Genomic DNA, 26,051 nt, shown 5'->3' with positions numbered 1-26,051 from the left:
CGCCTATGTGGCGAAAGGACGGGCTGCGTTCAAGCGCGGATAGCCGTATCGACAGCGGGTTCGGCGCGCGCCTATACACTTGCGGCATGACCGATCCCTTTGCCCTGTTCGACGAATGGTACACCCAAGCGCGCGAGACCGAGATCAACGACAGCAACGCGATGACGCTCGCGACAGTCGACGCCGCGGGCCAGCCGTCGGCGAGGATGGTGCTGCTCAAGGGGCATGGGCCGGACGGATTTGTCTTCTACACCAATCTCGAAAGCCGCAAGGCGCTGCATCTGCGCGACAATCCCCGTGCGGCGTTGCTGTTCCACTGGAAATCGGCGCGACGCCAGATCCGTATCGAAGGCGCGGTCGTGCAGGTCGACGATGCCATGGCCGATGCCTATTTCGCCAGCCGGTCGCGCGATTCCCAGCTTGGCGCGATCGCGTCGGACCAGTCGCGCCCCTTGCCCTCGCGCGATATCTTCATGGCGCGCTACGAAGCGGCGCACGCGCGCTATGAAGGGGGCGACGTGCCTCGCCCGGAGCATTGGTCGGGGTTTCGCGTCGTGCCCGACCGGATCGAATTCTGGCAGGATCGCGCCCATCGTCTGCATGAACGCCGCCTGTTCGAGCGGGCGGGCGAGGGCTGGAACGAAGGGCTGCTCTATCCATGATGCAGCTTTGCGGGGCGGATATGGAATGCTTGTTCGTTTTATGGGGCAGAACCCGGCGGGGCCGCGCATTGCGGGACCAACGGGTGCCTGTTAGGTCGGACTGACGGGATATCTGCGTTGGAAGCGGCGACAAGTGCGCCGGGCTTGGGGACTAGATGCGTAACAGACTGACCGCCTTCATCCTCATCGGCATGGTCCTGGGGGTGGTCGTCGGATTTGCAACCAACCTCTGGGCCGGGGGCGATGCGACGCTCGCAAAGCAGGTCGCGGGCTATTATCACCTGCTCGCCGACATCTTCCTTCACCTCATCAAGATGATCATCGCGCCGCTCGTGTTTTCGACGCTGGTGGCGGGCATCGCCCATATGGGGGATAGCGCCGCGCTCGGGCGGATCGGCGGGCGGGCGCTCGCCTGGTTCATTATCGCCAGCCTTATCTCGCTGACCCTGGGCCTCATCTTCGTCAATTTCTTTGCCCCCGGCGAAGGGTTGAACCTGGTCCGCAACGGTGCGGAATCGGGCGTGAATACCGAAGCGCTCAATTTCCGCGACTTCATCCTGCACGTGTTCCCGACATCGATGGTGGGCGCGATGGCGGAAAATTCGATTCTTCAGATCGTCGTCTTCTCGCTGTTCGTGGGCGTCGCGCTGACCGCGATCGGCGACAAGGGCAAGCCGATCGTGACGATCATCGAATCGATGGTCGAACTGATGTTGCAGGTGACCGGCTATGTGATGCGGGTCGCGCCCTTCGCGGTGTTCGGCGCGCTCGCCTCGGTGGTGACGACGCAGGGGCTGGGCGTGCTTGCGACCTTCGGCGAACTGATCGGCGAATTCTACATCGCCCTCGCTGCGCTGTGGCTGCTGCTGTTCGCGGCCGGATCGCTGTTCCTGGGGCGGCGCATGTTCAAACTGGTCCGCTATGTGCGCGAACCGATCCTGATCGCCTTTTCCACCGCCTCGTCCGAAGCCGCATACCCCAAGATGCTGGAACAGCTCGACCGGTTCGGCGTGCCGCGCCGTATCTACAGCTTCGTGCTGCCTTTGGGCTACAGTTTCAACCTCGACGGGTCGATGATGTATTCGACCTTCGCGACCATCTTCATCGCCCAGGCCTATGGCATCGACCTGCCGATCGCCACCCAGATCACCATATTGCTGGTGCTGATGGTGACGAGCAAGGGCATCGCCGCCGTGCCGCGTGCGTCTCTGGTGGTGGTTGCCGCCACGCTCGGCCAGTTCGACCTGCCGGTCGAAGGGGTCGCCTTCATCCTGGCGGTCGATCATTTCATGGACATGGGCCGCACCGCCACCAATGTGCTCGGCAACGCCATCGCCACATCGGTCATCACCAAATGGGAAGGGATGCTGGAGGTCGAGGAGCCGGTCGACGTGCCCCATCCCAAGGCACCGTCGCGCACGCCCGCGCATGGCCGCGCCGGGCTGGAACTGGCATCGGACATGGTGGACGAGGACGCAAGCTGATAGCCTGACCTGAAACGCCTGCGCCGGTCCGTCAGTCATTGCCGGACGCGCGGGCTTCAGGGAGAGCCAGATGACCGAGCCGACAGCGTCGACGACAGGCGGCGGCCTCTCGCTCCAGTGGCAGATGCTGGCGGGATTCGTCATCGGCCTGTCGCTGGGCCTGGCCGCCTATCTGGCCGCGCCCGGCGCACCCTGGGTCGACGGCGTGACCAGCTATGTCACCGGTCCCATCGGGCAGGTCTTCCTGCGCCTGCTGTTCATGCTGATCATTCCGCTGCTGGTGTCGGCGCTGATCGTGGGCATTGCCGAGATGGGCGAATTGAGCGCGCTCAGGCGCGTGGGGCTGCGCACGCTCGTCTATACGCTGATCGTTTCGACCATCGGCGTCATCATCAGCCTGGCCGTCGTCAATCTGCTGCGGCCCGGCGACGGCGTCGATCCGGCCCAGGCGCGCGCGATGCTGGCCGATGCGGGGGCGGGGGCGCAGGCGATCCTGTCGCGCGGCGCCGATGCGCCCAACGGGATCCAGGCGGTGCTGGCGATCGTGCCCGACAATGTGATCGCGGCGATGGCCGACAACGACATCTTGGCGGTGATGTTCTTCGCGCTGGTGTTCGGCATCGGCCTGATGCTGGTGCGGACGCCGCACTCCATGGTGCTGCTGCATGCGATGGAAGGGCTGTTCGAAGTGTCGATGCGCCTTATCGGCCTCGTCATCCGCCTCGCCCCGATCGCCATCGCCTGCTTCATGTTCAACCTTGCTGCGCAGTTCGGCTGGGAATTGCTGATCCGCCTTTCGGCCTATGTCGGCGTGGTGTTGCTCGCGCTCGCCATCCAGATGTTCGGGATCTATCCGTTGCTGCTCGCCTTTCTGGCGCGACGCTCGCCGCTGCGCTGGTTCGGTGCCGCGCACGAAGCGATGCTGATGGCCTTCTCCACCGCATCGTCCAACGCGACGCTGCCCACCGCGATCCGGGTGGCGGAGGATAATCTGCACCTGCCGCGCCGCATCGCCCGCTTCGTGCTGACCATCGGCGCGACCGCCAACCAGAACGGCACCGCGATGTTCGAGGGCATCACCGTGCTGTTCCTAGCGCAGTTCTTTGGCGTCGACCTGACGCTCAGCCAGCAGTTCATGGTGATGCTGGTGTGCATATTGGGCGGCATCGGCACGGCGGGGGTGCCGGCGGGATCGTTGCCGGTGGTCGCCCTGATCCTGGGCATGGTGGGCGTGCCGCCCGAAGGCATCGGGCTGGTGCTGGGCGTCGACCGTTTCCTCGACATGTGCCGCACGGCGCTCAACGTGACTGGCGACCTGGTGGCGGCGACGGTGATTGCCGCCGGTGAAAAGGAACCGCCGGTGCCCGCTGGCGAGTTCGACCCTACTGCACCGGACCGGCTGCTCTAGGTTTTTGATTTTGCGCGTTTTCCCAGTCAGCAGATGATTCCACCTGCTTTGAAAACGCTTTATCTGAGCTTGGCGATATTCAGCCCGTCTTCCTTGGCGCGCGCCTTGGTCGATTCCTCGGTGCGGGTCAGCGCCTTGGCGATGGCCTTGAGGCCCATGCCCTTTTTCGCCAGCGTATGCAGCTTCTGGATTTCGTCCTGGGTCCAGGGCTGCTTGTGCCGTTCGAAGCGCTCCGCCATATGCTGTCCTTTGGCAAGTCCGCACCGGCCCGCTCCCCCACCCGGCCTCCCAATCAGAATATACTGTGGGAGGCCGGGTGGGGGAGCGGGCCGGTGCGGAACGGTTCAGGCTATGCCTGAACCCGACAAAATCAATCCGCGAAGGGATCGCGGACCAGGATCGTATCCTCGCGCTCGGGGCTGGTCGACACCAATGTCACCGGGCAGCCGATCAGCTCTTCGATGCGGCGGATATATTTGATCGCCTGCGCGGGGAGATCGGCCCAGCTGCGCGCGCCCGCCGTCGTGTCCTGCCAGCCTTCGATATCCTCGTAGATCGGCTCCGCCTTCGCCTGGTCCTGCGCATGGGCGGGCAGATAGTCGTAGGTGCGCGCGCCGATGCGATAGCCGACGCAGATTTTCAGCGTCTCGAACCCGTCGAGCACGTCGAGCTTGGTCAGCGCGATGCCGGTGACGCCCGACACGGCGACCGACTGGCGCACCAGCACGGCGTCGAACCAGCCGCAGCGACGCTTGCGCCCGGTGACGGTGCCGAATTCATGGCCCCGCTCGCCCAGCCGCTGGCCGGTCTCATCCTCCAGTTCGGTGGGGAAAGGGCCGGAGCCGACACGGGTGGTGTAGGCCTTGACGATGGCGAGCACGAAGCCCGCGCCCGAGGGGCCAAGCCCGGTGCCGCTCGCCGCCGTGCCCGCAACCGTGTTGGACGATGTGACGAAGGGATAGGTGCCATGGTCGATGTCGAGCAGCGTGCCCTGCGCGCCTTCGAACAGGATGCGCTTGCCGTCCGCCTTGGCGCGGTTGAGCGTCAGCCAGACGGGCTTGACGAAGGGCAGGATGAAATCGGCGATTTCGGTGAGTTCCGCCATCAGCGCGGCGCGGTCGATCGGCGGTTCGCGGAACCCCGCGCGCAGGGCGTCGTGATGCGCGGTAAGGCGGTCGAGCTGCGGTCCCAAATCGTCGAGATGGGCAAGGTCGCACACCCGGATCGCGCGGCGGCCGACCTTGTCCTCATAGGCGGGGCCGATGCCGCGCCGGGTGGTGCCGATCTTGCCCGCGCCGCTCGCATCCTCGCGCAGGCCGTCGAGGTCGCGGTGGAAGGGCAGGATCAGCGGGCAGGTTTCGGCGATCTGGAGATTGTCGGGGTTGATCTCGACCCCCTGGCCCCGCAGCTTGGCGACCTCCTCCTTGAAATGCCACGGATCGAGCACCACGCCGTTGCCGATCACGCTGAGAGTGCCGCGCACGATGCCCGACGGCAGCAGCGACAGCTTGTAGACCTTTTCGCCGACGACCAGCGTGTGCCCGGCATTATGCCCGCCCTGAAAGCGCGCGACAACATCGGCGCGTTCCGACAGCCAGTCGACGATCTTGCCCTTGCCTTCGTCGCCCCACTGGGCGCCGATCACGGTGACATTGGCCATGGATACAGGTCTCCACCTGCCGGGCGAGCCCAGGTCGCCCTTCGACAGGACTCGGCAACCGGACTGGAACGTTGTGGGCGCGCGCGCCCTGTGCGCGGCGGCGGTTAGCGCCGCGTGGGGCCTCAAGTCAAGTCAGAAGGCGCGCGGCTCCGCCCCGTCGAGCCAGTGCGAACAGCGCAAGGTCGCGCCGTCATCGGCGTGCGATAGCGCCGCCACGGTCCGCCAGCCTTCCATCCGCAAGGCCGCGGCGCGCGCGGCGTCATGGCCCACGGGCAGGAACAGCCGGCGCGGCGCTTCATGGCCGAACCCGGCGTCGATCAGCGGATCGGGATAGAGCGAAAAGCCCATCGCCGCTTCCTCGCCGCCGTCGGCGCGCACGATGGCATAGCTGCCGCCCCGGCCGATCTCGCCGACAAAGCCATCCGCAAAGATCGAAAAGCCGAACCAGTTCTGATATTCAAATCCGTGCCGTTCGGTCGGGTCGAGCGTCAGGGTGATGTCCCAGCCGATCGGCTTGGCGATGGCGCGCAGCCCCGCGATCCGGCTGTCGATCGCCCCGCCCAGCGCGGCGCTCGACGCTTCCAGGCGCTCCATCGCCGCATGAAACGGCCCCGCCGCCTCGATCAGCGGCAGATAGGCGGCTGCCTTCGCCCCAAGCCGTGCCAGCGCGCCCGCATCCTTGGCGTCCAGCCCGGCGCGCACCCGCTCGATATCCTCGGCTGCCAGCGGCAGCGGCCCGGCGGCCAGCGTGTCGATCAGGTCGGGCAGGGTGAAATCGATGGTGATGCCGGTGACACCCGCGGCCTGCAGCGCCTCGATCGCGACGTTGACGATCTCGACCGCGGCGGCGACGCTGTCCGTGCCGATCAGCTCGGCGCCCACCTGCAACCGCTCGCGCTCGGGCCGCAACTGGTTGGCGCGCAGCCGGATCACCGGGCCGCTATAGGACAGCCGCAACGGCCGCGCCGCGCTCGCAAGCCGCGTCGATGCGATTCGCCCGACCTGGGCGGTCATGTCGGGGCGCAGCGCCAGGCTGCGCTGCGATACCGGATCGACCACCCGCAACAGGTCCTGCGCCCGCGCGGACTTGAGCCTGTGGGTCAGCGTATCCTCAAATTCCGCGAGCGGGGGCATGACCCGCTCATAGCCATGGCTCGCCACCGTATCGAGCACGCGCCGCGCCAGCCGCGCCGACGCTTCGGCCTGCGGCGGCAGCCGGTCGGACAGGCCTTCTGGCAGGAGGCCGGGGGGAATGGGGGGCTTGCTTATGGTCATGGCTAGGGCTGGCCTTTAGCGGATTATGCGCGGAAGACCAGCCCTGCCGCCGTCTCACGCAAAGCGCAGCAGCTTGACCTTGTTCACCCCCGCCAGCTGGCAGATGTCCCACAGCAACGGTTCGGTAACCGTGCCGTCGACCGACAGCAGCAGCACCGCTTCGCCGCCCTGGTTGCGCCGGCCCAGGTGGAATGTGCCGATATTGATCTCCGCTTCGCCCAGCTTCGACCCCAGCCGGCCGATGAAGCCCGGCGCGTCCTGGTTGACGATATACAGCATCGTGCCGGCAAGGTCCGCCTCGACCTTGATGCCGAACAGCTCGACCAGTCGAGGGGCGGCGTGGCCGAACAGCGTGCCCGCGACCGACCGGTCGCCCTTTTCGGTGGTGACGGTGACGCGCACCAGCGTCTGATAGTCGCCTTCGCGGTCATGCCGCACTTCGCGCACGTCCAGCCCGCGCTCCTTGGCCAGGAACGGCGCGTTGACCATGTTGACCGTGTCCGAATAGACCCGCATCAGGCCCGAAAGCACCGCCGCGGTGATCGGTTTCTGGTTGAGTTCGGCGGCATGGCCCTCCACTTCGACGGCAACGCCGGTGATGGCGTCGCCCTCAAGCTGCCCGACCAGCGAGCCCAGCCGCTCGGCCAGCGCCATATAGGGGCGCAGCTTGGGCGCTTCCTCGGCCGACAGGCTCGGCACATTCAGCGCATTGGTTATGCCGCCGTCCAGCAGATAGTCGGAAAGCTGCTCGGCCACCTGCAACGCCACATTGACCTGCGCCTCGTCGGTCGACGCGCCCAGGTGCGGCGTGGAAATGAAGTTGGGGGTGCCGAACAGCGGGCTTTCCTTCGCCGGCTCGGTCACGAACACGTCCAGCGCCGCGCCCGCGATATGGCCCGAATCCAGCCCTTCCTTCAGCGCCGCTTCGTCGATCAGGCCGCCGCGCGCGCAATTGACGATGCGCACGCCCTTCTTGGTCTTGGCCAGATTTTCCTTGCTCAGGATGTTGCGCGTCTGGTCGGTCAGCGGCGTGTGCAGCGTGATGAAGTCGGCGCGGGCGAGCAGGTCGTCGAGCGACACCTTCTCCACGCCCATTTCCACCGCGCGTTCCGGCGTCAGGAAGGGATCGAAAGCGATGACCTTCATCTTGAGGCCGATGGCGCGGTCGGCGACGATCGACCCGATATTCCCCGCGCCGATCAGGCCCAGCGTCTTGTGCGTGACTTCCACGCCCATGAAGCGGTTCTTTTCCCACTTGCCCTGCTGCGTCGAAGCGTCGGCCTCGGGCAACTGGCGCGCGAGCGCGAACATCAGCGCGATGGCATGTTCGGCGGTGGTGATCGAATTGCCGAACGGGGTGTTCATGACGATCACGCCCTTGGCGCTGGCATAGGGGATGTCGACATTGTCGACGCCGATGCCGGCGCGGCCGATGACCTTCAAATTGGTCGCGGCGTCCAGGATTTCCTTGGTCACCTTGGTCGACGATCGGATGGCGAGGCCGTCATACTGGCCGATGATCGCCTTCAATTCTTCGGGGGTCTTGCCGGTGATGACATCGACTTCGACGCCGCGTTCCCGGAAGATCGCGGCGGCGCGGGGGTCCATCTGGTCGGAAATAAGGACTTTGGGCATGACGAATTGCCTTTCTTGCAATTCGTCATCCTGACGAAGGTCAGGATCTCAGGAGGCATGTCGGACCTGGAGGCCTGAGATCCCAGCCTTCGCTGGGATGACGTGATTTGGTAGGGAAGAGGAGTTAAACGGCAGCCCTGGTCTGGGCATAGGCCCAGTCGAGCCACGGTCCCAGCGCTTCGATGTCGGCCGTATCGACGGTCGCACCGCACCAGATGCGCAGGCCCGGCGGGGCATCGCGATATCCGGCGATGTCGAGCGCAGCGCCTTCCTTTTCCAGCAGCCCGGCGAAGCTCTTGATGAAGGCTTCGTCCGCGCCCTCGACGGTCAGGCACACGCTGGTCTTCGAGCGGCTCGCCGGGTCGGCGGCCAGGTGACCCAGCCAGTCGCGCTGCGCCACGATCGCGTCGAGCGCAGCGGCATTGGCGTCGCTGCGCGCGATCAGGCCTGCCGCGCCGCCGATCGACTTGGCCCATTCCAGCGCAAAGATCGCATCCTCGACCGCCAGCATCGACGGGGTGTTGATCGTCTCGCCCTTGAACACGCCTTCGGCCAGCTTGCCCTTGGACACGAGGCGGAAGACCTTGGGCAGCGGCCAGGCGGGGGTGTAGCTTTCCAGCCGCTCGACCGCGCGCGGGCCAAGGATCAGAACGCCGTGGCCGCCTTCGCCGCCCAGCACCTTCTGCCAGGAAAAGGTGGCGACGTCGATCTTGGCCCAGTCGATCGGATAGGCGAACACCGCGCTGGTCGCGTCGGCGAAGGTGAGGCCCTCACGATCCGCCGGAATCCAGTCCGCGTTCGGCACGCGCACGCCGCTGGTGGTGCCGTTCCAGGCGAACAGCACGTCATGGCTGAAATCGACCGTCGAAAGGTCGGGCAGCTGGCCATAATCGGCCTTGATGACGGTGGGGTCGAGCTTCAGCTGCTTGGCGGCGTCGGTCACCCAGCCCTCGCCGAAGCTTTCCCAGGCGAGCGTCGTCACCGGGCGGGCGCCCAGCATCGTCCACATCGCCATTTCGAACGCGCCGGTGTCGGACCCCGGCACGATGCCGATGCGGTGGGTGTCGGGCAGGTTCAGCAGTTCGCGCATCAGGTCGATGCTGTAGGCCAGGCGAGTCTTGCCGATCTTGCTGCGATGCGAGCGGCCGAGCGAATCGACGCCAAGCCTGTCGGCGCTCCAGCCCGGCGGCTTGGCGCAGGGACCCGAAGAGAAAAAGGGGCGAGCCGGCAAGGTTGCGGGCTTTGCGGCGGACGCAAGGGTGGCGTCGGCGGTGGTCAGTTCAGTCATGTTATGCGTCTCCTTGCAGAGAGCACGCGCGGCGTTGGGACCGCGTGGCCCGCCGGACGCCCTACAGGCAAAAGCGCGGCAGTCAAGCCCGTCCTGCCGCAAACCGGTGCGCGAAACGCGACGGGACGAATGACAGGGTTACGCTTCGTCAAGAATCGCCATGGTAAACACCGCCTCATGCATCATCGTCGGACTGAGCGGGTAGAGGGCATGAATCGGGCGGGGCTGGCGGCGCTGCTGGCGGGCGCGATGGCGCTGGCAGGTTGCGCGTCGAGCGACATCGTGCCGCGCGGTCATGTCAAGGCCGCCATGGCGCCGCGCGTCGCGCCGGCCACCCCCGACCTGCGCCAGTGCCACGCCAGGCTCACGAGCCAGGCCGTCAGCTTTTCTCCGCTTCCCGACCGCAGCTTTGGCGGCGGGTGCAGCGCCCTTGGCAGCGTGAAGCTGCTCGACATCGGCGTTGCCGCGACCAATCTCGGCGCGATGACATGCCCGCTCGCCGCCAATTTCGCCGCCTGGACCCACTACGGCGTTCAGCCCGCCGCGCGGCTGCTGCTGGGCACGGAGATCGAACGGATCGAAACCTTCGGCACCTATAATTGCCGCCCGATCGCGGGCAGCGGCAAGCTGTCCGAACATGCGCACAGCAACGCCGTCGATGTCGCCGCCTTCGTCATGGCCGATGGTCGCCGCATCACCGTCAAGGACGGCTGGCGCGGGGACCGCCGCGCGCGCCAGTTCCTCGCCGCCGTCCACGCCAGCGCGTGCAAGCGTTTCCGCACCGTGCTTGGCCCCGACTATAACGCCGCGCACCAGGACCATCTCCATTTCGACATGGGCGGCCGCGGCGGCTTTTGCCGCTGACTTGATCCTCCCCGGCACGGGGAGGGGGACCGCTGGCAAAGCCAGTGGTGGAGGGGGCAGGCGGCCAGGCGCGCCGCGCGACGGGTCATGCTTGGCAAAGCCGCCGCCCGTCTCTACGTCCCGGACATGACCAACAAGGAAATCGAGGAACGCAAGTTCCGCCCCGCCCGGCAGGAAGCCGCCGACGCGAAAAACGCCGCCGGCACCCCGCAAACCACCAGCACCGCCTATCGCCTTGCCTTCCAGGACACCGAATTCCTGCTGCGCGAGGATCTGCGCCCGGTCCGCTTTCAGCTCGAACTGTTGAAGCCGCAACTGCTGATGGACGAAGCGGGCATCGAATCGACCTTCGTCTTCTATGGCTCCGCCCGCATCCCCGCGCCCGACCAGGCACAGGCGCTGATCGACGCCGCCACCACCGACGACCAGCGCCGCATCGCGGAAAACCTCGCTAAGAAAGCGCGCTATTATGACGAAGCGCGCAAGCTCGCAGCGATCGCCGCCGCCTATCCGATGACCGACGAAGGCTGCCGCCATTTCGTCGTCTGCTCGGGCGGCGGTCCCGCGATCATGGAAGCGGCCAATCGCGGCGCGGCGGATGTGGGCGCGCAGTCGATCGGCATGAACATCGTCCTGCCGCATGAACAGGCGCCCAATCGCTTCGTCACCCCCGAATTGAGCTTCCAGTTCCACTATTTCGCGCTGCGCAAGATGCACTTCCTGCTCCGCGCCCGCGCGCTGGCCGTCTTTCCCGGCGGTTTCGGCACGTTCGACGAATTTTTCGAACTGCTCACGCTCGTCCAGACCGGCAAGATGAAGCCGATCCCGATCCTGCTGTTCGGCCGCGACTTCTGGACCCGCATCATCGATTTCGACGCGCTCGCCGACGAAGGCGTGATCTCCCCTGCCGATCTCAACCTGATGACCTGGGTCGAAACCGCGCAGGAAGGCTGGGACGCGGTGCAGGCCTTCTACGGCGACGACGTGCCGGGCTGTTAGATGTAGGCCGCACCGACGCAAGGCGTCAAAAACTACATCCTGTCCCTGCGATAGCGCCGCTTCAACACCACGCTCAACGCCAGCAGCGGCACCGCCGGCGCGGCCAGCACCAGTCCCAGGAAGCGCGGCGACCAGCCCCACAGGTCGTGCACCCCCAACGCGCCCGGCGCCAGCATCAGCAGCACGCCCGCCGTCAGCAGCCACAGCCCCCACCGTCGCGGCCGCACCGCCACCATCCGCATCTCGTGGGTCCACGCCTTGCGGCCGGCCTTGGTCGACAGATCGGGGGGGCGGGACATAATGCTGGACCTTGTGCCGCGCCGTCCCTATTCTGTCCAGCATCCCCGGGGGACCGTCCACAGGCGGTTGAGAGGCGGCTGACGTGGCCGCGACCCGCTGAACCTGATCCGGCTGACACCGGCGTAGGGAGGGTCCGCGCGCCGTCACACCGCGCGCTCGTCTCTCCCCATGCCATAAGGAGAGAATTTCATGGCAGACGTCCCCGCCCGCACCGAGATGCGCGTGACCACAGGCCCCATTCGCGGGTCGAAGAAGGTGCATGTCGGCCCGCTCAGGGTCGCGATGCGCGAGATCCATCTCGAACCCAGCAGCGGCGAACCCCCGGTGCGGGTCTATGACACCTCCGGTCCCTATAGCGATCCCGACGTGCGGATCGACATTATGGCCGGCCTGCCGCAACTGCGGCGCGACTGGATCATGGCGAGGGGCGATGTCGAATCCTATGACGCGCGCGAATTGAAGCCCGAAGATAACGGCCTCAAGGGGCCGGACCGTTCCGGGGGCGTCGCGCAATTCCCCAACGCCGTCCGCCAGCCGCTGCGCGCCAAAGCGGGCATGAACGTCAGCCAGATGCACTATGCCCGCCGCGGCATCGTCACGCCCGAAATGGAATATGTCGCGGAGCGCGAAAATCTCGGCCGTGCGCGCCTTGCCGAATATAAGCGCGACGGCAACAGCTTCGGCGCGTCGATCCCCGATTATGTCACCCCCGAATTCGTCCGCGATGAAGTGGCGCGCGGCCGCGCGATCATCCCCAGCAACATCAACCACCCCGAATCCGAACCGATGGCGATCGGCCGCAATTTCCTGGTCAAGATCAACGCCAATATCGGCAACAGCGCCGTCGCCTCCGACGTGGCGAACGAAGTCGACAAGATGGTGTGGTCGATCCGCTGGGGCGCCGACACGGTGATGGACCTGTCCACCGGCCGCAACATCCACGACACCCGCGAATGGATCCTGCGCAACTCGCCGGTGCCGATCGGCACCGTGCCCATCTATCAGGCGCTCGAAAAGGTCGGCGGCGTGGCCGAGGACCTGACGTGGGACATTTTCCGCGACACGCTGATCGAACAGGCCGAACAGGGCGTCGACTATTTCACCATCCATGCGGGCGTGCGCCTCGCCTATATCCCGATGGCGGCAAAGCGCGTCACCGGCATCGTGTCGCGCGGCGGATCGATCATGGCGAAATGGTGCCTTGCCCACCACAAGGAAAGCTTCCTCTACGAACATTTCGACGAGATTACCGACATCATGAAGGCCTATGACATCGCCTACAGCCTGGGCGACGGCCTGCGCCCCGGCAGCATCGCCGACGCCAATGACGAAGCGCAGTTTTCCGAACTCTATACGCTGGGCGAACTCACCCATCGCGCGTGGAAGAGCGACGTTCAGGTGATGATCGAAGGCCCAGGGCACGTGCCGATGCACAAGATCAAGGAGAATATGGACAAGCAGCTCGAAGTGTGCGGCGAAGCCCCCTTCTATACATTGGGGCCGCTCACCACCGACATCGCGCCGGGATACGATCATATCACCAGCGGCATCGGCGCGGCGATGATCGGCTGGTACGGTACGGCGATGCTGTGTTACGTGACGCCCAAGGAGCATCTGGGCCTGCCCGACCGCGACGATGTGAAGGTCGGCGTCGTCACCTACAAGCTCGCCGCCCACGCCGCCGACCTGGCAAAGGGCCACCCCGCAGCCCAGGTCCGCGACAACGCCCTGTCAAAGGCCCGCTTCGAATTCCGCTGGCGCGACCAGTTCAACCTGTCGCTCGACCCGGACACGGCCGAGGAATATCACGACCAGACGCTCCCGGCCGAAGGCGCCAAGACCGCCCATTTCTGCTCGATGTGCGGCCCCAAATTCTGCTCGATGCAGATCAGCCAGGAAGTCCGCGACTTCGCCTCCAAGCAGAATCAGGGTGTCGAAGGCTTCATCGCCACCGGCCCGACAGGCGCGGAAACCGCCGCCGCCAGCAAGGCGGCCGCGATCAAGGGCATGGAAGAGATGAGCGCCATGTTCAAGGAGAAGGGGTCGGAACTGTATATGGGGGCTGGGGGACGGGAGCGGGATTGAGCGGTGCCCGCGCTCCTAGCGCCCGTAGAGCGCATGGATGACGTTGGCATCTTTCGGAGGTCAATAGGAGTTCCGATATGTCAACCGTCTTCCGCCTCGATGAAGGTTTAGCTCGATCCGGTCGCCATGGCGAAGAACACCGGCTTCCGCCGGTCAGACGTCAATGGCATAATCGCCATGGTCGCGGAACATCGCAGCCGGCTGCTGGCGGCATGGCATGAATATTTCGGTTAGGATCATCGACGAGCGCGTCGCCGATGTGCGCTGCGACGACGACAGCCTGATCGCCGACCTGATGGACGGCCGCACGATCTCGGTGCCGCTGGCGTGATATCCCCGATTGGCCGAAGCGACACCCGAAGCGCGCGCAATGGGAATTGGCGGGCGGCGGCTATGGCATCCACTGGCCGGAGAGTGATGAGGATTAAGCACGGAGGGGTTGCTCAGGGGCGCGCCTGCACCTTGGTGATTCCACCGGGCAGATCAGGGCGTCGAAGGCTTCATCGCCACCTGGCCTGCTGGCGCGGAACCCTCAGCCGCGAGCAAGGCGGCAGCGATCAGGGGCATGGAAGAGATAGCAAGGTGTTCAAGAGAAGGGCGAAGAAATTTATCTGATAACAAGAAATGCCCCCCCACGATGGCGTGGGGGGCGAACATCAGATTTTTGCGCCCTTGTGCGCTCCAGCTATCGAGTGGTTGACTCGATAGCTATCCGAATTTCCCTTGCGATCGTGAGTCTCTATCGAAACGCACCGCCCGTTGCGATCATAAGTGCGATCTTCGGACGATCCATCTTTATAATTTGTCGTATTCCGTCGGGCGCCGCCTTCAATTTTTGAGGTGCTTTTGCTTTCGAACGATTTTCCGAAAATTCCCATCTTACGTTTCCTTGGCCAAGGATTGGAGCGCCGTGAACTGGCCTCTTCAGCGACAAATACATTGATACTCTCTTCCCTATGGGTATGATGAGTCTTAGTATTTCTCTATTCAGAGGAATCTGCGGACTTGACAAAGGCTAAACCGCCACCGCGCAATGCTCCCCAGGAATTGTCCTGGCCCCTCAGTCGCGTCCGATGCGAACAAGCCATCAAAGCTTTCATTGAGGACTACTGCACAAACCGGAAAAATGCTTATGACCGGATCGTAGAAACATTCATCGCTCACGTGAAGGATATGCACGACCCCGCAGCGGCTAAGCGTGCCTACCAACGGGCTGATGCTTTTTATATCAAAGATTCCACGCTTACGAATATTGCAAATGACGTGGCGCAAAAATTTGCCGGCGGCCGCGCTCAGGACTTCAAGCGGCTATTTATCGATTTTCCCGACGACGATACCGCCGGTCAAATCCTCCATGCTCCCCGACGATCGGGTGATTTTCGGCTGTCTCGCACCTGTGGACCCGACCTGCTCGATGAATCTGTCAGCAAACAGGCGCGGAAATACAACAGGGTAGCAGTTCACCATTACGCCCTGCAAACTCCCGGAAACTATCACCCGAAGCGCTGGGATCAGCTTTGCGTAGCATCGGCCGGGGCCACGATTAACAATCCCGATTGGGGCGTGGTATGCATGGCAGTCGATATGCGGCAGCAGGCCATATTACTCGAAGAGCATATCCGGCCGTTCCTCAAGACCGTGTCGCTCGAAGTACCGCGTGGCTACTCGGACCGGCAAGAAGACAGGCGTGCTGACTTTCTTAGGGAGTTGCGTGAGGAGACGGGTTGGGGGTGTGATCCGGGTGATATTGACGTGGTTGGTCGTGCCACGCCGGACAATGGGAAGCTTGTGGAGCGTGTGACCTATTGCCTTGGCATGGGGACGTTTCGCGAAGTTGAAGGCAAGCGGTTCGAGGAACCCGTTATTGATTCGCATTGGGTTCCATTGACCGACTTTTATAAAACGATACTGGCCGGTCCCGGAGAGAAATTGGAGGTCAATGGCCGCGATTACGAGATTACGGATGGGTTCACCTTAACCGGCGCGCTTCTGGCGATGCGAAAAATCTTTCGCCAGTTTCCGAATCTGAAAGACACGCTTTGTCTTTAGCGTTGAGTTTACAGCCATGTTCCAAAGAAGTCTCTGGCCCTGTCCCGACGACAAGCGCTGATCAATAATGATAGCGGCACTGCGCCACTTCCAGCGTTTGGCCGTCGCCCTTTCCGCCGACCCGATAGACCAGCCGATGCTCGCGAGTAATCCGCCGCGACCACCACCCCGCCAAATTGCCGCCAAGCGGCTCGGGTTTGCCAGTGCCGCGAAATGGGTCGCGCATACATTCTTTGAGCAAAGCGTTCAGCCGAGCGAGCGTCTTTTCATCCTCGGCCTGCCAGTAGAGATAGTCATCCCAAGCGGTAGGCCAAAAGCTGATCTTCACCGCTCGATCAGCGCATGGTCTTCACCCTGGCCCGCTTCCAGCCCGCGCACCGCTTCCAGCAACCGCTTCGCATTGGCGGGCGACTGGAGCAGATAGAGCGTTTCCTCGATCGACTCCCACTCGCTTTGCGCAATCATCACTACCCCTTCTCCCTTGGAGCGAACGATAGCGACCGGCGCCTTGTCGGCGACGACGCGATCGAGCACGGCCTTGAGATTAGCGCGCGTGTCGGAGATGGTCAGCGTTTCCATGGATATGATTGTACAAAATAGCGTACAAAAGTCAACCCGGCTATCGGCGCTGTCCTACAAACCCGCGTCGCGCTATGATCCGCTCGGTTCTTTCGCATCGTCATGCCACACCCCCGCGACCGGCGACCGATAGGATCGGCGCCGCGCAACACAATATCCCGTCGAGCGGGAAAAGTGCGAAGTTAAGGCCCCGGTCGGCCCGACATCCCCGACTCAGCGCGGGTGCGCCTCCAGCCATTCCAGCACATTGTCGGGGCTGCTCTCGCCATAGGGGTCGTCGTCCAGCCCCTCGTCATTGATGCCCGGCTCCTCGCGCCACGCGACGATCTTGCCGTCATCCACCACCATGGCGTAGCGCCAGCTGCGCTCGCCGAAACCGACATGGTCCTTGCGGATCAGCATCCCCATCCGCCGGGTGAAGTCGCCCGACCCGTCGGGCAGCAGCTTGACCTTCTTGAGGCCCAGCTGCTTGCCCCACTGATACATGACGAATGCGTCATTGACCGACAGGCAATAGACCTCGTCGACGCCCTTGGCCTTCATGTCGTCATAATAGCGTTCGAATGCCGGGCATTGCTCGTTCGAACAGGTCGGCGTGAACGCGCCCGGCAGGGAGAAGACGACGATCCGCTTGCCCGCGAACAGCGCGCCGGTCTGCACATCTTCCCAGCGGAACGGGTTGGGGCCCTCGATGCTTTCGTCGCGCACGCGCGTCTTGAGGGTAACGTCCGGAACGTTGCGACCGATCATGGCAGGGCCTCCCGCGAATTGGATGAAGTGATGCGGCCGATACTGCGCCGCGCCGAAGGCGGGGTCAACGATCCTCGCGGTCCCTTGTTCCTCTTCCCCACCCCAATGGCGGCGGCTTCGACAGGGGGGCGGCGAAGACATTCGTTAACCATTTCTTGGGGGGGCTTTCCTAGAGTGTCCATCGAATCGAGGGACAGGCCATGCACATATTCAGGCGGGGCGCGGCGGTCGATCCGGCCGCCATTGACGACCATGACGACCGGCCGGGCGAGCGGCGCCTGCGCATCATGGTGGTGGATGAAAATCCCACGGCCCGCACCGTCATGGCGCGGCGGCTGTCGCATCTCGACTATGACGTGGTGCTGGCCGAAAACGGCTATGTGGCGCTGAACCTGCTGGTCACGCAGAATGTCGACGCGATCCTCATCGACATGGGCATGACGCTGTTGTCGGGCATCGCGACGATGAAGAAGATCCGCGCCTCTGCTTTGGCCGGGCACGCCTGCTTCGTCCTGATCACCGGCCGCACCGACAGCCTGTCGGCGGTGGAAGCGCTGCGCGCCGGCGCCGACGACCATGTCGCCAAGCCGTTCGATTTCGGCGTGCTCGACGCGCGCCTGCGCCACGCCTGCGCCCGCGCGGCGGAGCTTGACGCGCTCAGCCGGCGCTATGCCGAAATGGACGCACGGGTCGCGCGCCGGGCGATGGAACTGGGCGAAACGCGTGAGGTGCTGCGCGATCTTCAGGTCGATCGCACCCGACTGATCGCATCCATCCAGGCGCTGCACGATGAAGTCGAGCGACTGAGCGCGGTGCGGGGCTGATCGTTATCATTTGAGCCAATGGGTCATGGTGAACCACGCCGCGATGCCCACCGCCATCACCGCGCATATACCGACCACCCCGAAAAAGGCCCAGGGCTGATCGGCATAGGGGATGCCGCGCACATTCATGCCCAGCAGGCCGGTCAGGAAGGTCAGCGGCAGGAACACCAGCGCCACGACCGAAATGACCAGCGCCTGCCGGTTGATCCGCTCGGCGCGCAGGTCTGTCAGTCCTTCATGCGCCAGTGCCGATCGCTCACGGATCGCTTCCAGTTCCTCGGCCATGCGCGCGCAGCGATCCGCCGCTTCCTGCAAATGCAACCGGTCCTCATCCTGCAACCAGCTCAGATTGGCGGCCGACAGCGCCTCGAGCGCCTGGCGCTGCGGCGCGATGAACCGGCGATAGCCGATCGCGGTCGCGCGGATGCGCGATACCTGCCGCCGCGCTTCGGCCGGGCCATGATCGGTCAGCGCACTTTCGATCTCGTCCAGCCCGTCGCCCAGATCGGCGACCTGCGGATCGAGCGCGCTGGTGATCTGTTGGCCCATGCCGGAGATCAGGTCGCCCGGATCGCGCACCGTTCCCGACAGCATCGCATCGACCATCGGGTCCAGCGCCGCCAGCGGCCGGTAGCTCACCGAAATCACGCGCGCCTCGTCGGCCCACATCCGGATCGATACCAGCGGGTCGCCGCCCTCGTCGGGGTCCGCGCCCAGGCCGCGCAGGTTGACCAGCGCGCCATGATCCATGACCGTGCAGCGCGGCCGGGTTTCCTGCGCCAGCAGCGCCGACAGCGCCGCGCGCGGCACATGGGCGCACCGCTCGGCGACCGCGTGCGCATCTTCATGCCGCCCGTCGATGTGGATCCAGGCGAATGCCGGCTTGGCCGCCAACGCGCGGTAATCGTCGATGTCGATCTCGCACGCCCGCTTGCCGTCATGGATGAAGACCCGGCTCATCGCGCCATCTCCAGCCATAGCGACAGGCCGGGCGGGGGGGATACAGGCGGCTGACTGGCGGGGATGCGGACCGCATCGGCGCGGGCACGGTCCAGAATGGCCGCTGGCACGGCGGACTGATGATAGACGCGATCGGCCTCGCCGAGCAGCCGCGCCGTGCGCAGCGTAAGGTCGTCGGGATCGGCGGAGCCAAGCAGGATCGGCACGATGCGGTCGGGCGCGGCGCTGTCCTCGCCCTTCAACCAGGCCGGCACCCGGTCGGCGGCATCGTACGAAAACGGATCGATCGGTCCGCCGGGGGCAAGGCCGGCGTCGATCGCCCGTCGCCGCGTCGCTGGCTCGGGCCACCGCGCCTTCATCGCCGCGCGTGCCTCTGCCAGGGCGGTGGCGAGCGCGCCGAGTCGCGCGGGAAACAGCGCCTCGATCCGCTGGCGCAGTGCCTTGGCAAGGCCCGCCGAGGCCCCGCCCGTGCCGATCGCGATCAGCACCGGTTCGCGATCGACGATCGCGGGCAGGGTGAAATCGCACAGGTCCGCGCGGTCGACGGCGTTCACCAGCACCCCGCGCGCCTTGAGCCGCGCGACCGCCGCTGCATCGCCGTCCGCGACAATGGCCAGCGCGGCGGGCGCATCCTCACCCACCACCAAAGCGCCCGCGCGATCGAGCAGGCGACGCTTGGCATCCGCCGCCTCGCCGCTTCCGACCAGTATGACGGGGCGATCCGCCAGCCGCAGGAAGACGGGCAGGCTGTGCATCAGCCGCCGACCCATTCGGGAACGGAATCCCCCTCGATCAGCGTTTCGATCGGCGGGCGGGCGCGCACCACGGCCCATCTGTCGCCCGACACCAGGACTTCGGGCGTCAGCGGCCGGCTGTTATAGGTGCCCGCCATGGTCGCGCCATAGGCTCCGGCGGTCATGAAGGCGACCAGGTCACCCGCGCGCACCACGTCCATGTCGCGGTCCATCGCGAAGGTATCGCCCGTCTCGCATACCGGCCCCACAACATTGGCGGCGGCGCGCGCGCCCGACGGCGTCACCGCGCGAATATCGTGCCATGCATCGTAAAGGCTGGGCCGCAGCAGGTCGTTCATCGCCGCATCGACGATCACGAACGGCGCCTGCGCCCCCTGCTTGACCCGCACCACCTGCGACAGCAGCGCGCCGGCATTGCCGACGATCACCCGGCCCGGTTCGAACATCAGCCTGACGTTCCACCCCTGCGTCACGCGCGTCACCATGGCGCCATAGGCGGCGGGGTTGGGCGGGGCGGGCAGGGCTGGATCGTAGGGAACGCCAAGCCCGCCGCCAAGGTCCGCGGTGCGGATGGCATGCCCCGCCGCGCGCAGCGCCGCAACCAGCGTGCCGACCTTGGTGAAGGCCGCTTCCAGCGGAGAGAGGTCGGTCAGCTGGCTGCCGATATGGACGGCCACGCCCTGCACGTCTAGCCCGGCCAGGTCGCGCGCGGCGGCATAGCTTTCCAGCGCGCGGTGATAGGGGATGCCGAACTTGTTTTCCGACTTGCCGGTGGAAATCTTGGCGTGGGTGCCGGCATCGACATCGGGGTTGATGCGAAAGGCGACCGGCGCGCGCCTGCCCATGCTCAGCGCGACTTCCGACAGCATCTCCGCCTCAGGCTCGCTTTCCAGGTTGAACTGGAAAATGCCATGGGTGAGCGCCAGGCGCATTTCCTCCGCGGTCTTGCCGACGCCTGAAAAGACGATGCGGTCGGCCGGAATACCGGCTGCGATCGCGCGCAGCAGTTCGCCACCGGAAACCACGTCGGCGCCCAGGCCCAGCTTCGCCAGCGTCGCCAGCACCGCCGCATTGGGATTGGCCTTGACCGCAAAGGCGATCAGCGGATCGTCAAGTTGCGCCAGCGCGTCGCGAAATACGCCGACATGGCGGGTCAGCGTCGCGGTGGAATAGATGTAGACGGGCGTGCCGACGGCCTCGGCAATGGCCGCCATCGGCACCTGTTCGACATGCATGACGCCGTCGACATAATCGAAATGGTCCAAGGATGATCCCCTATTCTCGTTCGGGCGGCAAGTCGAACGGATCGTCCTTGCGCTCCTCCGACTGGCGCAACAGTTCGACATTGCGTTCAGGCCGTGCCTGTGTCGACGGCGTGGTCAGTTCCTGCGCCGTTGGCGCGGCGGCCGCGCCGACCGGAACGGCGGGCAGGCTCTGGCCCTCGACCGGTTTCAGCGGCTGCCTGCCGCCGCAGCCCGACAGGCCGAGCGCGATCAGGATGATGATGGTGCGGGTTCCGCGCGGCATGCTCATGCCTCCTCCCCGGCGCGGGCCTGTGCGATCCGCATGCGGACCTGCGCCGGCGCGGTGCCGCCATGGCTGGTGCGGCTGGCGACCGATGCATCCACGGTGAGCACCGCATAGAGCCGCTCGTCGATCCGCGTGTCGATCTGCTTGAGCGTCGCGATCGGCAACTGGTCGAGCGCCACGCCCGCCGCTTCGGCCGCCGCCACGGCCCGGCCGGTGATATGATGCGCCTCGCGGAACGGCACGTTGGCTTCGCGCACCAGCCAGTCGGCAAGGTCGGTCGCGGTGGCAAAGCCGCTTTCGGCGAGACCCCGCATCCGGTCGGTGCGGAATGTCACCGTCTCGATCATGCCGGTCATCGCCGCGATCGACAGCCCCAGCAGGTCGTGCGCCTCGAACACAGGCGGCTTGTCGTCCTGCATGTCCTTGGAATAGGCGAGCGGCAGGCCCTTCATCGTGATGGTGAGCGCCGTCATGCAGCCTGCGATCCGTCCGGCATGGCCGCGTACCAGTTCAGCCGCGTCGGGATTGCGCTTTTGCGGCATGATCGAACTGCCGGTCGAATAGGCGTCGGGCAGCTTCACGAAGCCGAACGGCTGGCTTGCCCAGATGATGAACTCCTCGGCCAGCCGCGACAGGTGCAGCGAACATTGGGTCGCGGCCATCAGATAGTCGAGCGCGAAGTCGCGGTCGGACACGCTGTCGAGACTGTTGCCGGTAGGCCGGTCGAAGCCAAGCGCCGCCGCCGTGGCGTGCCGGTCGATGGGAAAGCCCGTGCCGGCGAGCGCCGCCGCGCCCAGCGGGCATTCGTTCATCCGCACGCGCGCATCGGCAAAGCGGCTGCGATCGCGACCGATCATCGCATGATAGGCCATCAGGTGATGACCCAGCGTGACCGGTTGCGCCGACTGGAGATGCGTAAAGCCCGGCATCACCGCCTCGACATGCTCCTCGGCACGGTCGAGCAGCGCGCCCTGCAACGCGGCAAGGCCGGCGGACACCTCGTCGATCGCGTCGCGCACCCACAGCCGGAAATCGGTCGCGACCTGATCGTTGCGCGACCGCGCGGTGTGCAGCCGTCCCGCCGCCGGGCCGATCAGCTGCGCCAGCCGCGACTCCGTGACCATGTGGATATCTTCCAGGTCGAGATCCACCGGCACGCCGTCCGATTCATATTCGGCGCGGATCGTCTCCAGCCCGGCGCTGATCGCGTCGGCGTCGGCCTGCGAGACGATGCCCTGTTGCGCCAGCATTGCGACATGCGCCTGCGATCCCGCTATATCCTGCTTCCACAATCGCTTGTCGAAGGGGATAGACGCATTTATCTCGCGCATGACCGCGGCGGGTCCCGCAGCGAAGCGGCCCCCCCACATGCTATTGGAGTTTGGCGTGCGATCTGAAATGAGACTGCTCCTGTCCGGCGTCATGGCCATGGCCCTGCTGGCGGGATGCGATAGGCAATCGCCGCCTTCGGGGCAAGCCAATGCAAGCGGGCAGGAGGCGGCGACCAGCGGAGAGGTCGCGCCCAGGGGCGGCGGCGGGGACAGGGCAGGGGACCGGGCAAAAGGGCAGGGCGCCCTTGGCTACCGCCTCGACCGCAGCAAGGCCGGGACGGCGGCACCGGACTTCTCCTTTGACGCGCCCGGCGGCCAGAGCGCGACGCTTCAGGATGTCGCCGGCCGTCCAATGCTGGTCAACCTGTGGGCGACCTGGTGCGCGCCCTGCGTCGCGGAAATGCCGACGCTGGACAAGGTTGCCGCAATCCATGGACCAAAAGGCCTGGCGGTCTTCACGATCTCGCAGGACAGCCAGGGGGCGGCGCTGGTCGATCCCTTCTTCGCCAAGCATGATCTTCCCCATCTCAAGGGCTGGATCGACCCGGAAAACCAGTTCGGATTCCATTATGCCACCGGGCTGTTGCCGACCACGGTGCTTTATAACGGGGCGGGTAAGGAAGTCGTACGCGTCATCGGCGCAATGGATTGGGAAGGCGATGAAGCGACGGCGTTGATCGCCGAAGCGATGGAAAACTGATCCGCTCCGAACCTCGCTGCGCCTAAAACGTATTCGCGACGATTTTTCCACCATGCCATTTGCATGCAAAATGCGCCTTCTGACTTGCGCGCTTGGCAATTGCGAAATCGCGCTTCTGCGCAATAATCGACCATTTGCGCATCGGCGACCGATCTGCCTGCGAATCGACATCATATTGATTTATAAGCGGTAAATGGCGGATTCATGACCGCCGTTCGTTGATCCCCCTGACACCGGCATAATCGGTAAAAAGGGGGTTGAACATCATGACCAAGCGATCTGCGCTGCGACTGTCTCTCATCCTGGCATCTTCGTGGAGCGCCTGCGCCGTCGCCCAGGATGCGTCAATGGCCCAGGCACCGCAGGCGGAAGCGCCGCAGTTCGAAGAGGGCGCCGAGATCATCGTCACCGGAACCCGCGCCGTGGGCATGCAGGCGGCCGACAGCGCCGCGCCGATACAGGTGTTGAGCCAGGAAGCGATCAGCCATGTCGGCCAGCCGAACCTCAACCAGGTTCTGACCCAGATGGTTCCCGGCTTCACCGCACAGACGCAGGGCACCGATCTTTCCAGCTTCTCGCTATCGGCGCGCCTGCGCGGCCTCAGCCCCAATCACACGCTGGTGCTGGTCAACGGCAAGCGTCGCCACGGCAACGCCATCCTCCAGGTGCTTGGCGCTTTCTCCGGCTCCGCCGCGCCCAGTATCGACCTCATTCCGCCGGACTCGGTCGCGCAGGTCGAAGTTTTTCAGGAAGGCGCCGCCGCTGTGTACGGCACCGATGCGATCGCCGGCGTCATCAACTTCATCCTCAAGGACGAAGCCGAAGGCGGATCGATCAAGGTCACCGGCGGCCAATATTATGACAGCGAAGGCGAACTCTTCTCGATCTCGGGCAATTACGGCGTCAAGCTGGGCGAGGACGGGTTCATCAACTTCTCGTTGTTCCATCGCCGCCAGGATTATACGACGCTGGGCGAAGGACAGGTGCAGGTCACCAGGCCGGACGGTACGCTCCAGCCCAACGCGCCCGCGCAATGGTCCAACCTGGCCGGCGACGCGCTCGCCGGGATCAACGGCGGCCAGCCCAAGACCGAACTGAATATCCTGTTCTACAACGCGGGCTATGATTTCGGCGGCGTGGAAGTGTACAGCTTCGGCGACGTGTCCCGCCGCGAAGGCTGGGCCAAGCAGGGCTACCGCCATCCCAAGCGCATCTGCTACGAAGCCGGCAACCTGGGCGGCGGCGTCACCCCGGCGGCTTACGACCCCAGCATCTGTTATGGCGACACCGGCACCTTCGGCATGGTCCCGCTGCAACATGTGATCGAGGATGAATATAGCTTCACGGTCGGCGCCAGGGGCGAAGTCGGCAGCGGTTGGAATTACGACCTCAGCACCACTTACGGCCATCAGAAGAACGACATCTGGACCGAAAAATCCGCTCATCGCGAAGTGTGGCAGGAAAGCTTTGCCGCTTCGCTCGCCGGTATCGGCAGGCCGAACACGCCGGACAAGGCCTATGACGGCGGCTTTCGCCTGAGCCAGACCACGGTGACCGCCGACATCCGCAAGGAATTCGAACTGGGCATGGCCGCGCCGCTGACCTTTGCCTTCGGCGGTGAATATCGCAAGGACAGTTACGAGATCGTCGCCGGCGATTTTTATTCGACATACAAGACCGGCGTTCAGTCCTTCCCCGGCTACAAGGCGACCGACGCCGGCAAGTTCGACCGCAGTTCCAGGGCCGGCTATATCAACTTCATCGCCGAACCGGTCGAAGGCTGGACGCTCGATCTGGCCGGGCGGTATGAGGATTATACCGATTTCGGCGATACGCTGATCGGCAAGATCACGACGCGCTACGATTTCAGCGACGCCATCGCGATCCGCGGCACGGCCAGCACGGGTTTCCGCGCGCCGACGCTCGCCGAACAGAAATATTCGACCATCAATGTGGGGCCTACCAGTGCCGTCGCACAGCTTCCCGCTGGCAGTCCCGCCGCAGCCCTGCTGGGCTTTGGTGCGCTTGGCCCGGAAAAGTCGAAGAACTTCTCGGCTGGCTTCGTTTTGCATCCGGTGCCCAAGCTGGCGATCACCGTCGACGCCTATATGATCAAGATCAAGGATCGCATCGCCGCCACCGCGTCGCGCAACGCGGTTCAAGGTGGCGTCGTCCAACCGGGGGCCGCGGCGATCTTCGATGCGCTGGCGGCGGCAGGTATCGTCCTCGACACCGCGTTGCAACAGGTTGGCGTGCAAAGCTTCACCAACGGCATCGACACGAAAACGACGGGCGTGGATTTTTCCGCCAGCTATCCGGTCGCGCTGGACTTCGGCACGCTCAACCTGTCGCTGAACGGCAATTACAACAAGACCAAGATCACCAGGAACAAGGTCGGCTATCCGCTGTTCAACGCGGCGTCGGAAAGCAATATCGAAGACACGACGCCCAAATATAAGGTCGGCTTTGGCGCCCTGCTCAAGGCCGGTCCGCTGACCGTCAACCTGCGCGAAACCCTATATGCCAAAACGAGCATCCTGGTGCGTCCGGGCGTGGGCAGCGGCGTCGTGCCCGACGGCGGCTTCCTGATTGCCGATGGCGCCCTCGTCGGCGGCGTGAACGCCAACCAGCTCTACTTCAACGGCGTCGTCAAATCGGCAATCATCACCGATCTGGAAGTCGGCTATGATTTCACCGACAATGTCACCTTCTCGATCGGGGCGAACAACCTGTTCGACAAGGTTCCTGAAGTGCCCAAGCTGGTGACCGGCACCGGCGTCGTCGTCAACCCTGGCGTGTCGCCCTACCAGAACGGCAGCGGCGCTTATAACAGCCCCTATAATCACGGTCCTTACGGCACGTCGGGCGGCTATTATTATGCGCGTATCGACTTCAAATTCTGACCATCGAACA

General features: G+C 64.8%; 25 protein-coding genes and 1 riboswitch. Of the genes, 11 read left to right on the top strand and 14 right to left on the bottom strand.

Features of this window, described 5'->3' with window-relative positions:
- Nucleotides 1-86: 86 nt before the first annotated feature.
- From pdxH to WG908_RS08450, 3 genes are all read left to right on the top strand, one after another.
- On the top strand, nt 87-662 hold the full coding sequence (gene pdxH / locus WG908_RS08460; RefSeq protein ID WP_340186140.1) for a pyridoxamine 5'-phosphate oxidase: 576 nt from the start codon (nt 87-89) through the stop codon (nt 660-662).
- Between the two features lie 155 nt (nt 663-817).
- The gene (locus WG908_RS08455) at nt 818-2,146 is read left to right on the top strand and encodes a dicarboxylate/amino acid:cation symporter (protein WP_340186139.1); all 1,329 of its coding nucleotides are present in this window, start codon (nt 818-820) and stop codon (nt 2,144-2,146) included.
- Between the two features lie 70 nt (nt 2,147-2,216).
- Nucleotides 2,217-3,554, top strand: a complete 1,338-nt coding sequence (locus tag WG908_RS08450; RefSeq protein WP_340186138.1) for a dicarboxylate/amino acid:cation symporter — start codon at nt 2,217-2,219, stop codon at nt 3,552-3,554.
- Nucleotides 3,555-3,613: 59 nt separating this feature from the next.
- Here the strand turns inward: WG908_RS08450 and WG908_RS08445 are convergent, their stop codons facing one another.
- The 5 genes from WG908_RS08445 to WG908_RS08425 all read right to left on the bottom strand — a co-directional run bounded on the left by WG908_RS08445 (nt 3,614) and on the right by WG908_RS08425 (nt 9,412).
- On the bottom strand, nt 3,614-3,793 hold the full coding sequence (locus WG908_RS08445; protein WP_340186137.1) for a hypothetical protein: 180 nt from the start codon (nt 3,791-3,793) through the stop codon (nt 3,614-3,616).
- Nucleotides 3,794-3,924: 131 nt separating this feature from the next.
- Nucleotides 3,925-5,214, bottom strand: a complete 1,290-nt coding sequence (locus tag WG908_RS08440; RefSeq protein ID WP_340186136.1) for an adenylosuccinate synthase — start codon at nt 5,212-5,214, stop codon at nt 3,925-3,927.
- Between the two features lie 132 nt (nt 5,215-5,346).
- Complete coding sequence (locus tag WG908_RS08435; RefSeq protein WP_340186135.1) at nt 5,347-6,489, bottom strand: ATP phosphoribosyltransferase regulatory subunit; 1,143 nt, start codon at nt 6,487-6,489, stop codon at nt 5,347-5,349.
- 54 nt (nt 6,490-6,543) lie between these two features.
- Entirely contained in the window at nt 6,544-8,124 is a 1,581-nt protein-coding gene (gene serA, locus WG908_RS08430) for a phosphoglycerate dehydrogenase (protein ID WP_340186134.1), read from the bottom strand.
- A 124-nt stretch (nt 8,125-8,248) separates the two neighbouring features.
- Nucleotides 8,249-9,412 carry a phosphoserine transaminase gene (locus WG908_RS08425; protein WP_340186133.1) on the bottom strand — a complete coding sequence of 388 codons (1,164 nt, stop codon included), beginning with the start codon at nt 9,410-9,412 and terminating at the stop codon, nt 8,249-8,251.
- Nucleotides 9,413-9,622: 210 nt separating this feature from the next.
- On the opposite strand from WG908_RS08425, the gene WG908_RS08420 reads away from it, so the two are divergent.
- Together WG908_RS08420 and WG908_RS08415 are read left to right on the top strand one after the other, a co-directional pair.
- Nucleotides 9,623-10,276 carry an extensin family protein gene (locus tag WG908_RS08420; protein ID WP_340186132.1) on the top strand — a complete coding sequence of 218 codons (654 nt, stop codon included), beginning with the start codon at nt 9,623-9,625 and terminating at the stop codon, nt 10,274-10,276.
- Between the two features lie 126 nt (nt 10,277-10,402).
- Entirely contained in the window at nt 10,403-11,275 is an 873-nt protein-coding gene (locus WG908_RS08415) for an LOG family protein (RefSeq protein ID WP_340186369.1), read from the top strand.
- Between the two features lie 32 nt (nt 11,276-11,307).
- On the opposite strand, the gene WG908_RS08410 is transcribed toward WG908_RS08415, so the two are convergent.
- Nucleotides 11,308-11,574: a hypothetical protein gene (locus WG908_RS08410; RefSeq protein WP_340186131.1), complete on the bottom strand. Its 267-nt coding sequence runs from the start codon at nt 11,572-11,574 to the stop codon at nt 11,308-11,310.
- Nucleotides 11,575-11,610: 36 nt separating this feature from the next.
- Nucleotides 11,611-11,721, top strand: a riboswitch (TPP riboswitch).
- Between the two features lie 43 nt (nt 11,722-11,764).
- On the opposite strand from WG908_RS08410, the gene thiC reads away from it, so the two are divergent.
- The 3 genes from thiC (at nt 11,765) to WG908_RS08395 (ending at nt 15,709) form a co-directional block, all read left to right on the top strand.
- Complete coding sequence (gene thiC / locus WG908_RS08405) at nt 11,765-13,660, top strand: phosphomethylpyrimidine synthase ThiC (RefSeq protein WP_340186130.1); 1,896 nt, start codon at nt 11,765-11,767, stop codon at nt 13,658-13,660.
- A 377-nt stretch (nt 13,661-14,037) separates the two neighbouring features.
- The gene (locus WG908_RS08400) at nt 14,038-14,088 is read left to right on the top strand and encodes a hypothetical protein (protein ID WP_340186368.1); all 51 of its coding nucleotides are present in this window, start codon (nt 14,038-14,040) and stop codon (nt 14,086-14,088) included.
- 577 nt (nt 14,089-14,665) lie between these two features.
- Complete coding sequence (locus WG908_RS08395; RefSeq protein ID WP_340186129.1) at nt 14,666-15,709, top strand: NUDIX hydrolase; 1,044 nt, start codon at nt 14,666-14,668, stop codon at nt 15,707-15,709.
- A gap of 61 nt (nt 15,710-15,770) precedes the next feature.
- Here the strand turns inward: WG908_RS08395 and WG908_RS08390 are convergent, their stop codons facing one another.
- The 3 genes from WG908_RS08390 to WG908_RS08380 all read right to left on the bottom strand — a co-directional run bounded on the left by WG908_RS08390 (nt 15,771) and on the right by WG908_RS08380 (nt 17,038).
- Complete coding sequence (locus tag WG908_RS08390) at nt 15,771-16,037, bottom strand: Txe/YoeB family addiction module toxin (protein WP_340186128.1); 267 nt, start codon at nt 16,035-16,037, stop codon at nt 15,771-15,773.
- A complete protein-coding gene (locus WG908_RS08385) occupies nt 16,034-16,288 on the bottom strand; it encodes a type II toxin-antitoxin system Phd/YefM family antitoxin (protein WP_340186127.1) in 255 nt (84 codons plus the stop codon). Before WG908_RS08385 ends, WG908_RS08390 begins: the two co-directional genes overlap by 4 nt.
- A 213-nt stretch (nt 16,289-16,501) precedes the next feature.
- Nucleotides 16,502-17,038, bottom strand: coding sequence for a peroxiredoxin (locus WG908_RS08380; protein WP_340186126.1), 537 nt, complete (start codon nt 17,036-17,038; stop codon nt 16,502-16,504).
- 200 nt (nt 17,039-17,238) lie between these two features.
- On the opposite strand from WG908_RS08380, the gene WG908_RS08375 reads away from it, so the two are divergent.
- Entirely contained in the window at nt 17,239-17,862 is a 624-nt protein-coding gene (locus tag WG908_RS08375; protein WP_340186125.1) for a response regulator, read from the top strand.
- 6 nt (nt 17,863-17,868) lie between these two features.
- Here the strand turns inward: WG908_RS08375 and WG908_RS08370 are convergent, their stop codons facing one another.
- Genes WG908_RS08370 through argH form a run of 5 tightly spaced genes read right to left on the bottom strand, consistent with a single transcriptional unit; the run spans nt 17,869 to nt 22,477 of the window.
- On the bottom strand, nt 17,869-18,822 hold the full coding sequence (locus tag WG908_RS08370; RefSeq protein WP_340186124.1) for a zinc transporter ZntB: 954 nt from the start codon (nt 18,820-18,822) through the stop codon (nt 17,869-17,871).
- Entirely contained in the window at nt 18,819-19,577 is a 759-nt protein-coding gene (locus tag WG908_RS08365; protein ID WP_340186123.1) for a precorrin-2 dehydrogenase/sirohydrochlorin ferrochelatase family protein, read from the bottom strand. The genes WG908_RS08370 and WG908_RS08365 overlap by 4 nt, the downstream gene beginning before the upstream one ends.
- Nucleotides 19,577-20,842 carry a diaminopimelate decarboxylase gene (gene lysA / locus WG908_RS08360; protein ID WP_340186122.1) on the bottom strand — a complete coding sequence of 422 codons (1,266 nt, stop codon included), beginning with the start codon at nt 20,840-20,842 and terminating at the stop codon, nt 19,577-19,579. Before lysA ends, WG908_RS08365 begins: the two co-directional genes overlap by 1 nt.
- A gap of 10 nt (nt 20,843-20,852) precedes the next feature.
- A complete protein-coding gene (locus WG908_RS08355) occupies nt 20,853-21,104 on the bottom strand; it encodes a hypothetical protein (RefSeq protein WP_340186121.1) in 252 nt (83 codons plus the stop codon).
- Nucleotides 21,105-21,106: 2 nt separating this feature from the next.
- Nucleotides 21,107-22,477, bottom strand: a complete 1,371-nt coding sequence (gene argH / locus WG908_RS08350) for an argininosuccinate lyase (RefSeq protein WP_340186120.1) — start codon at nt 22,475-22,477, stop codon at nt 21,107-21,109.
- Between argH and WG908_RS08345 the strand changes: the two genes are divergently transcribed.
- A complete protein-coding gene (locus tag WG908_RS08345) occupies nt 22,476-23,138 on the top strand; it encodes a TlpA family protein disulfide reductase (RefSeq protein ID WP_445326688.1) in 663 nt (220 codons plus the stop codon). The genes argH and WG908_RS08345 overlap by 2 nt on opposite strands.
- 266 nt (nt 23,139-23,404) lie before the next feature.
- Complete coding sequence (locus WG908_RS08340; protein ID WP_340186119.1) at nt 23,405-26,041, top strand: TonB-dependent receptor plug domain-containing protein; 2,637 nt, start codon at nt 23,405-23,407, stop codon at nt 26,039-26,041.
- The last annotated feature ends 10 nt before the right edge of the window (nt 26,042-26,051 follow it).

It is taken from the genome of Sphingobium anseongense, assembly GCF_037725245.1.
Classification (GTDB): Bacteria; Pseudomonadota; Alphaproteobacteria; order Sphingomonadales; family Sphingomonadaceae; genus Sphingobium.
Note: the sequence above shows the minus strand (reverse complement) of the source record. Positions and strands in the feature narration are given on the sequence as shown.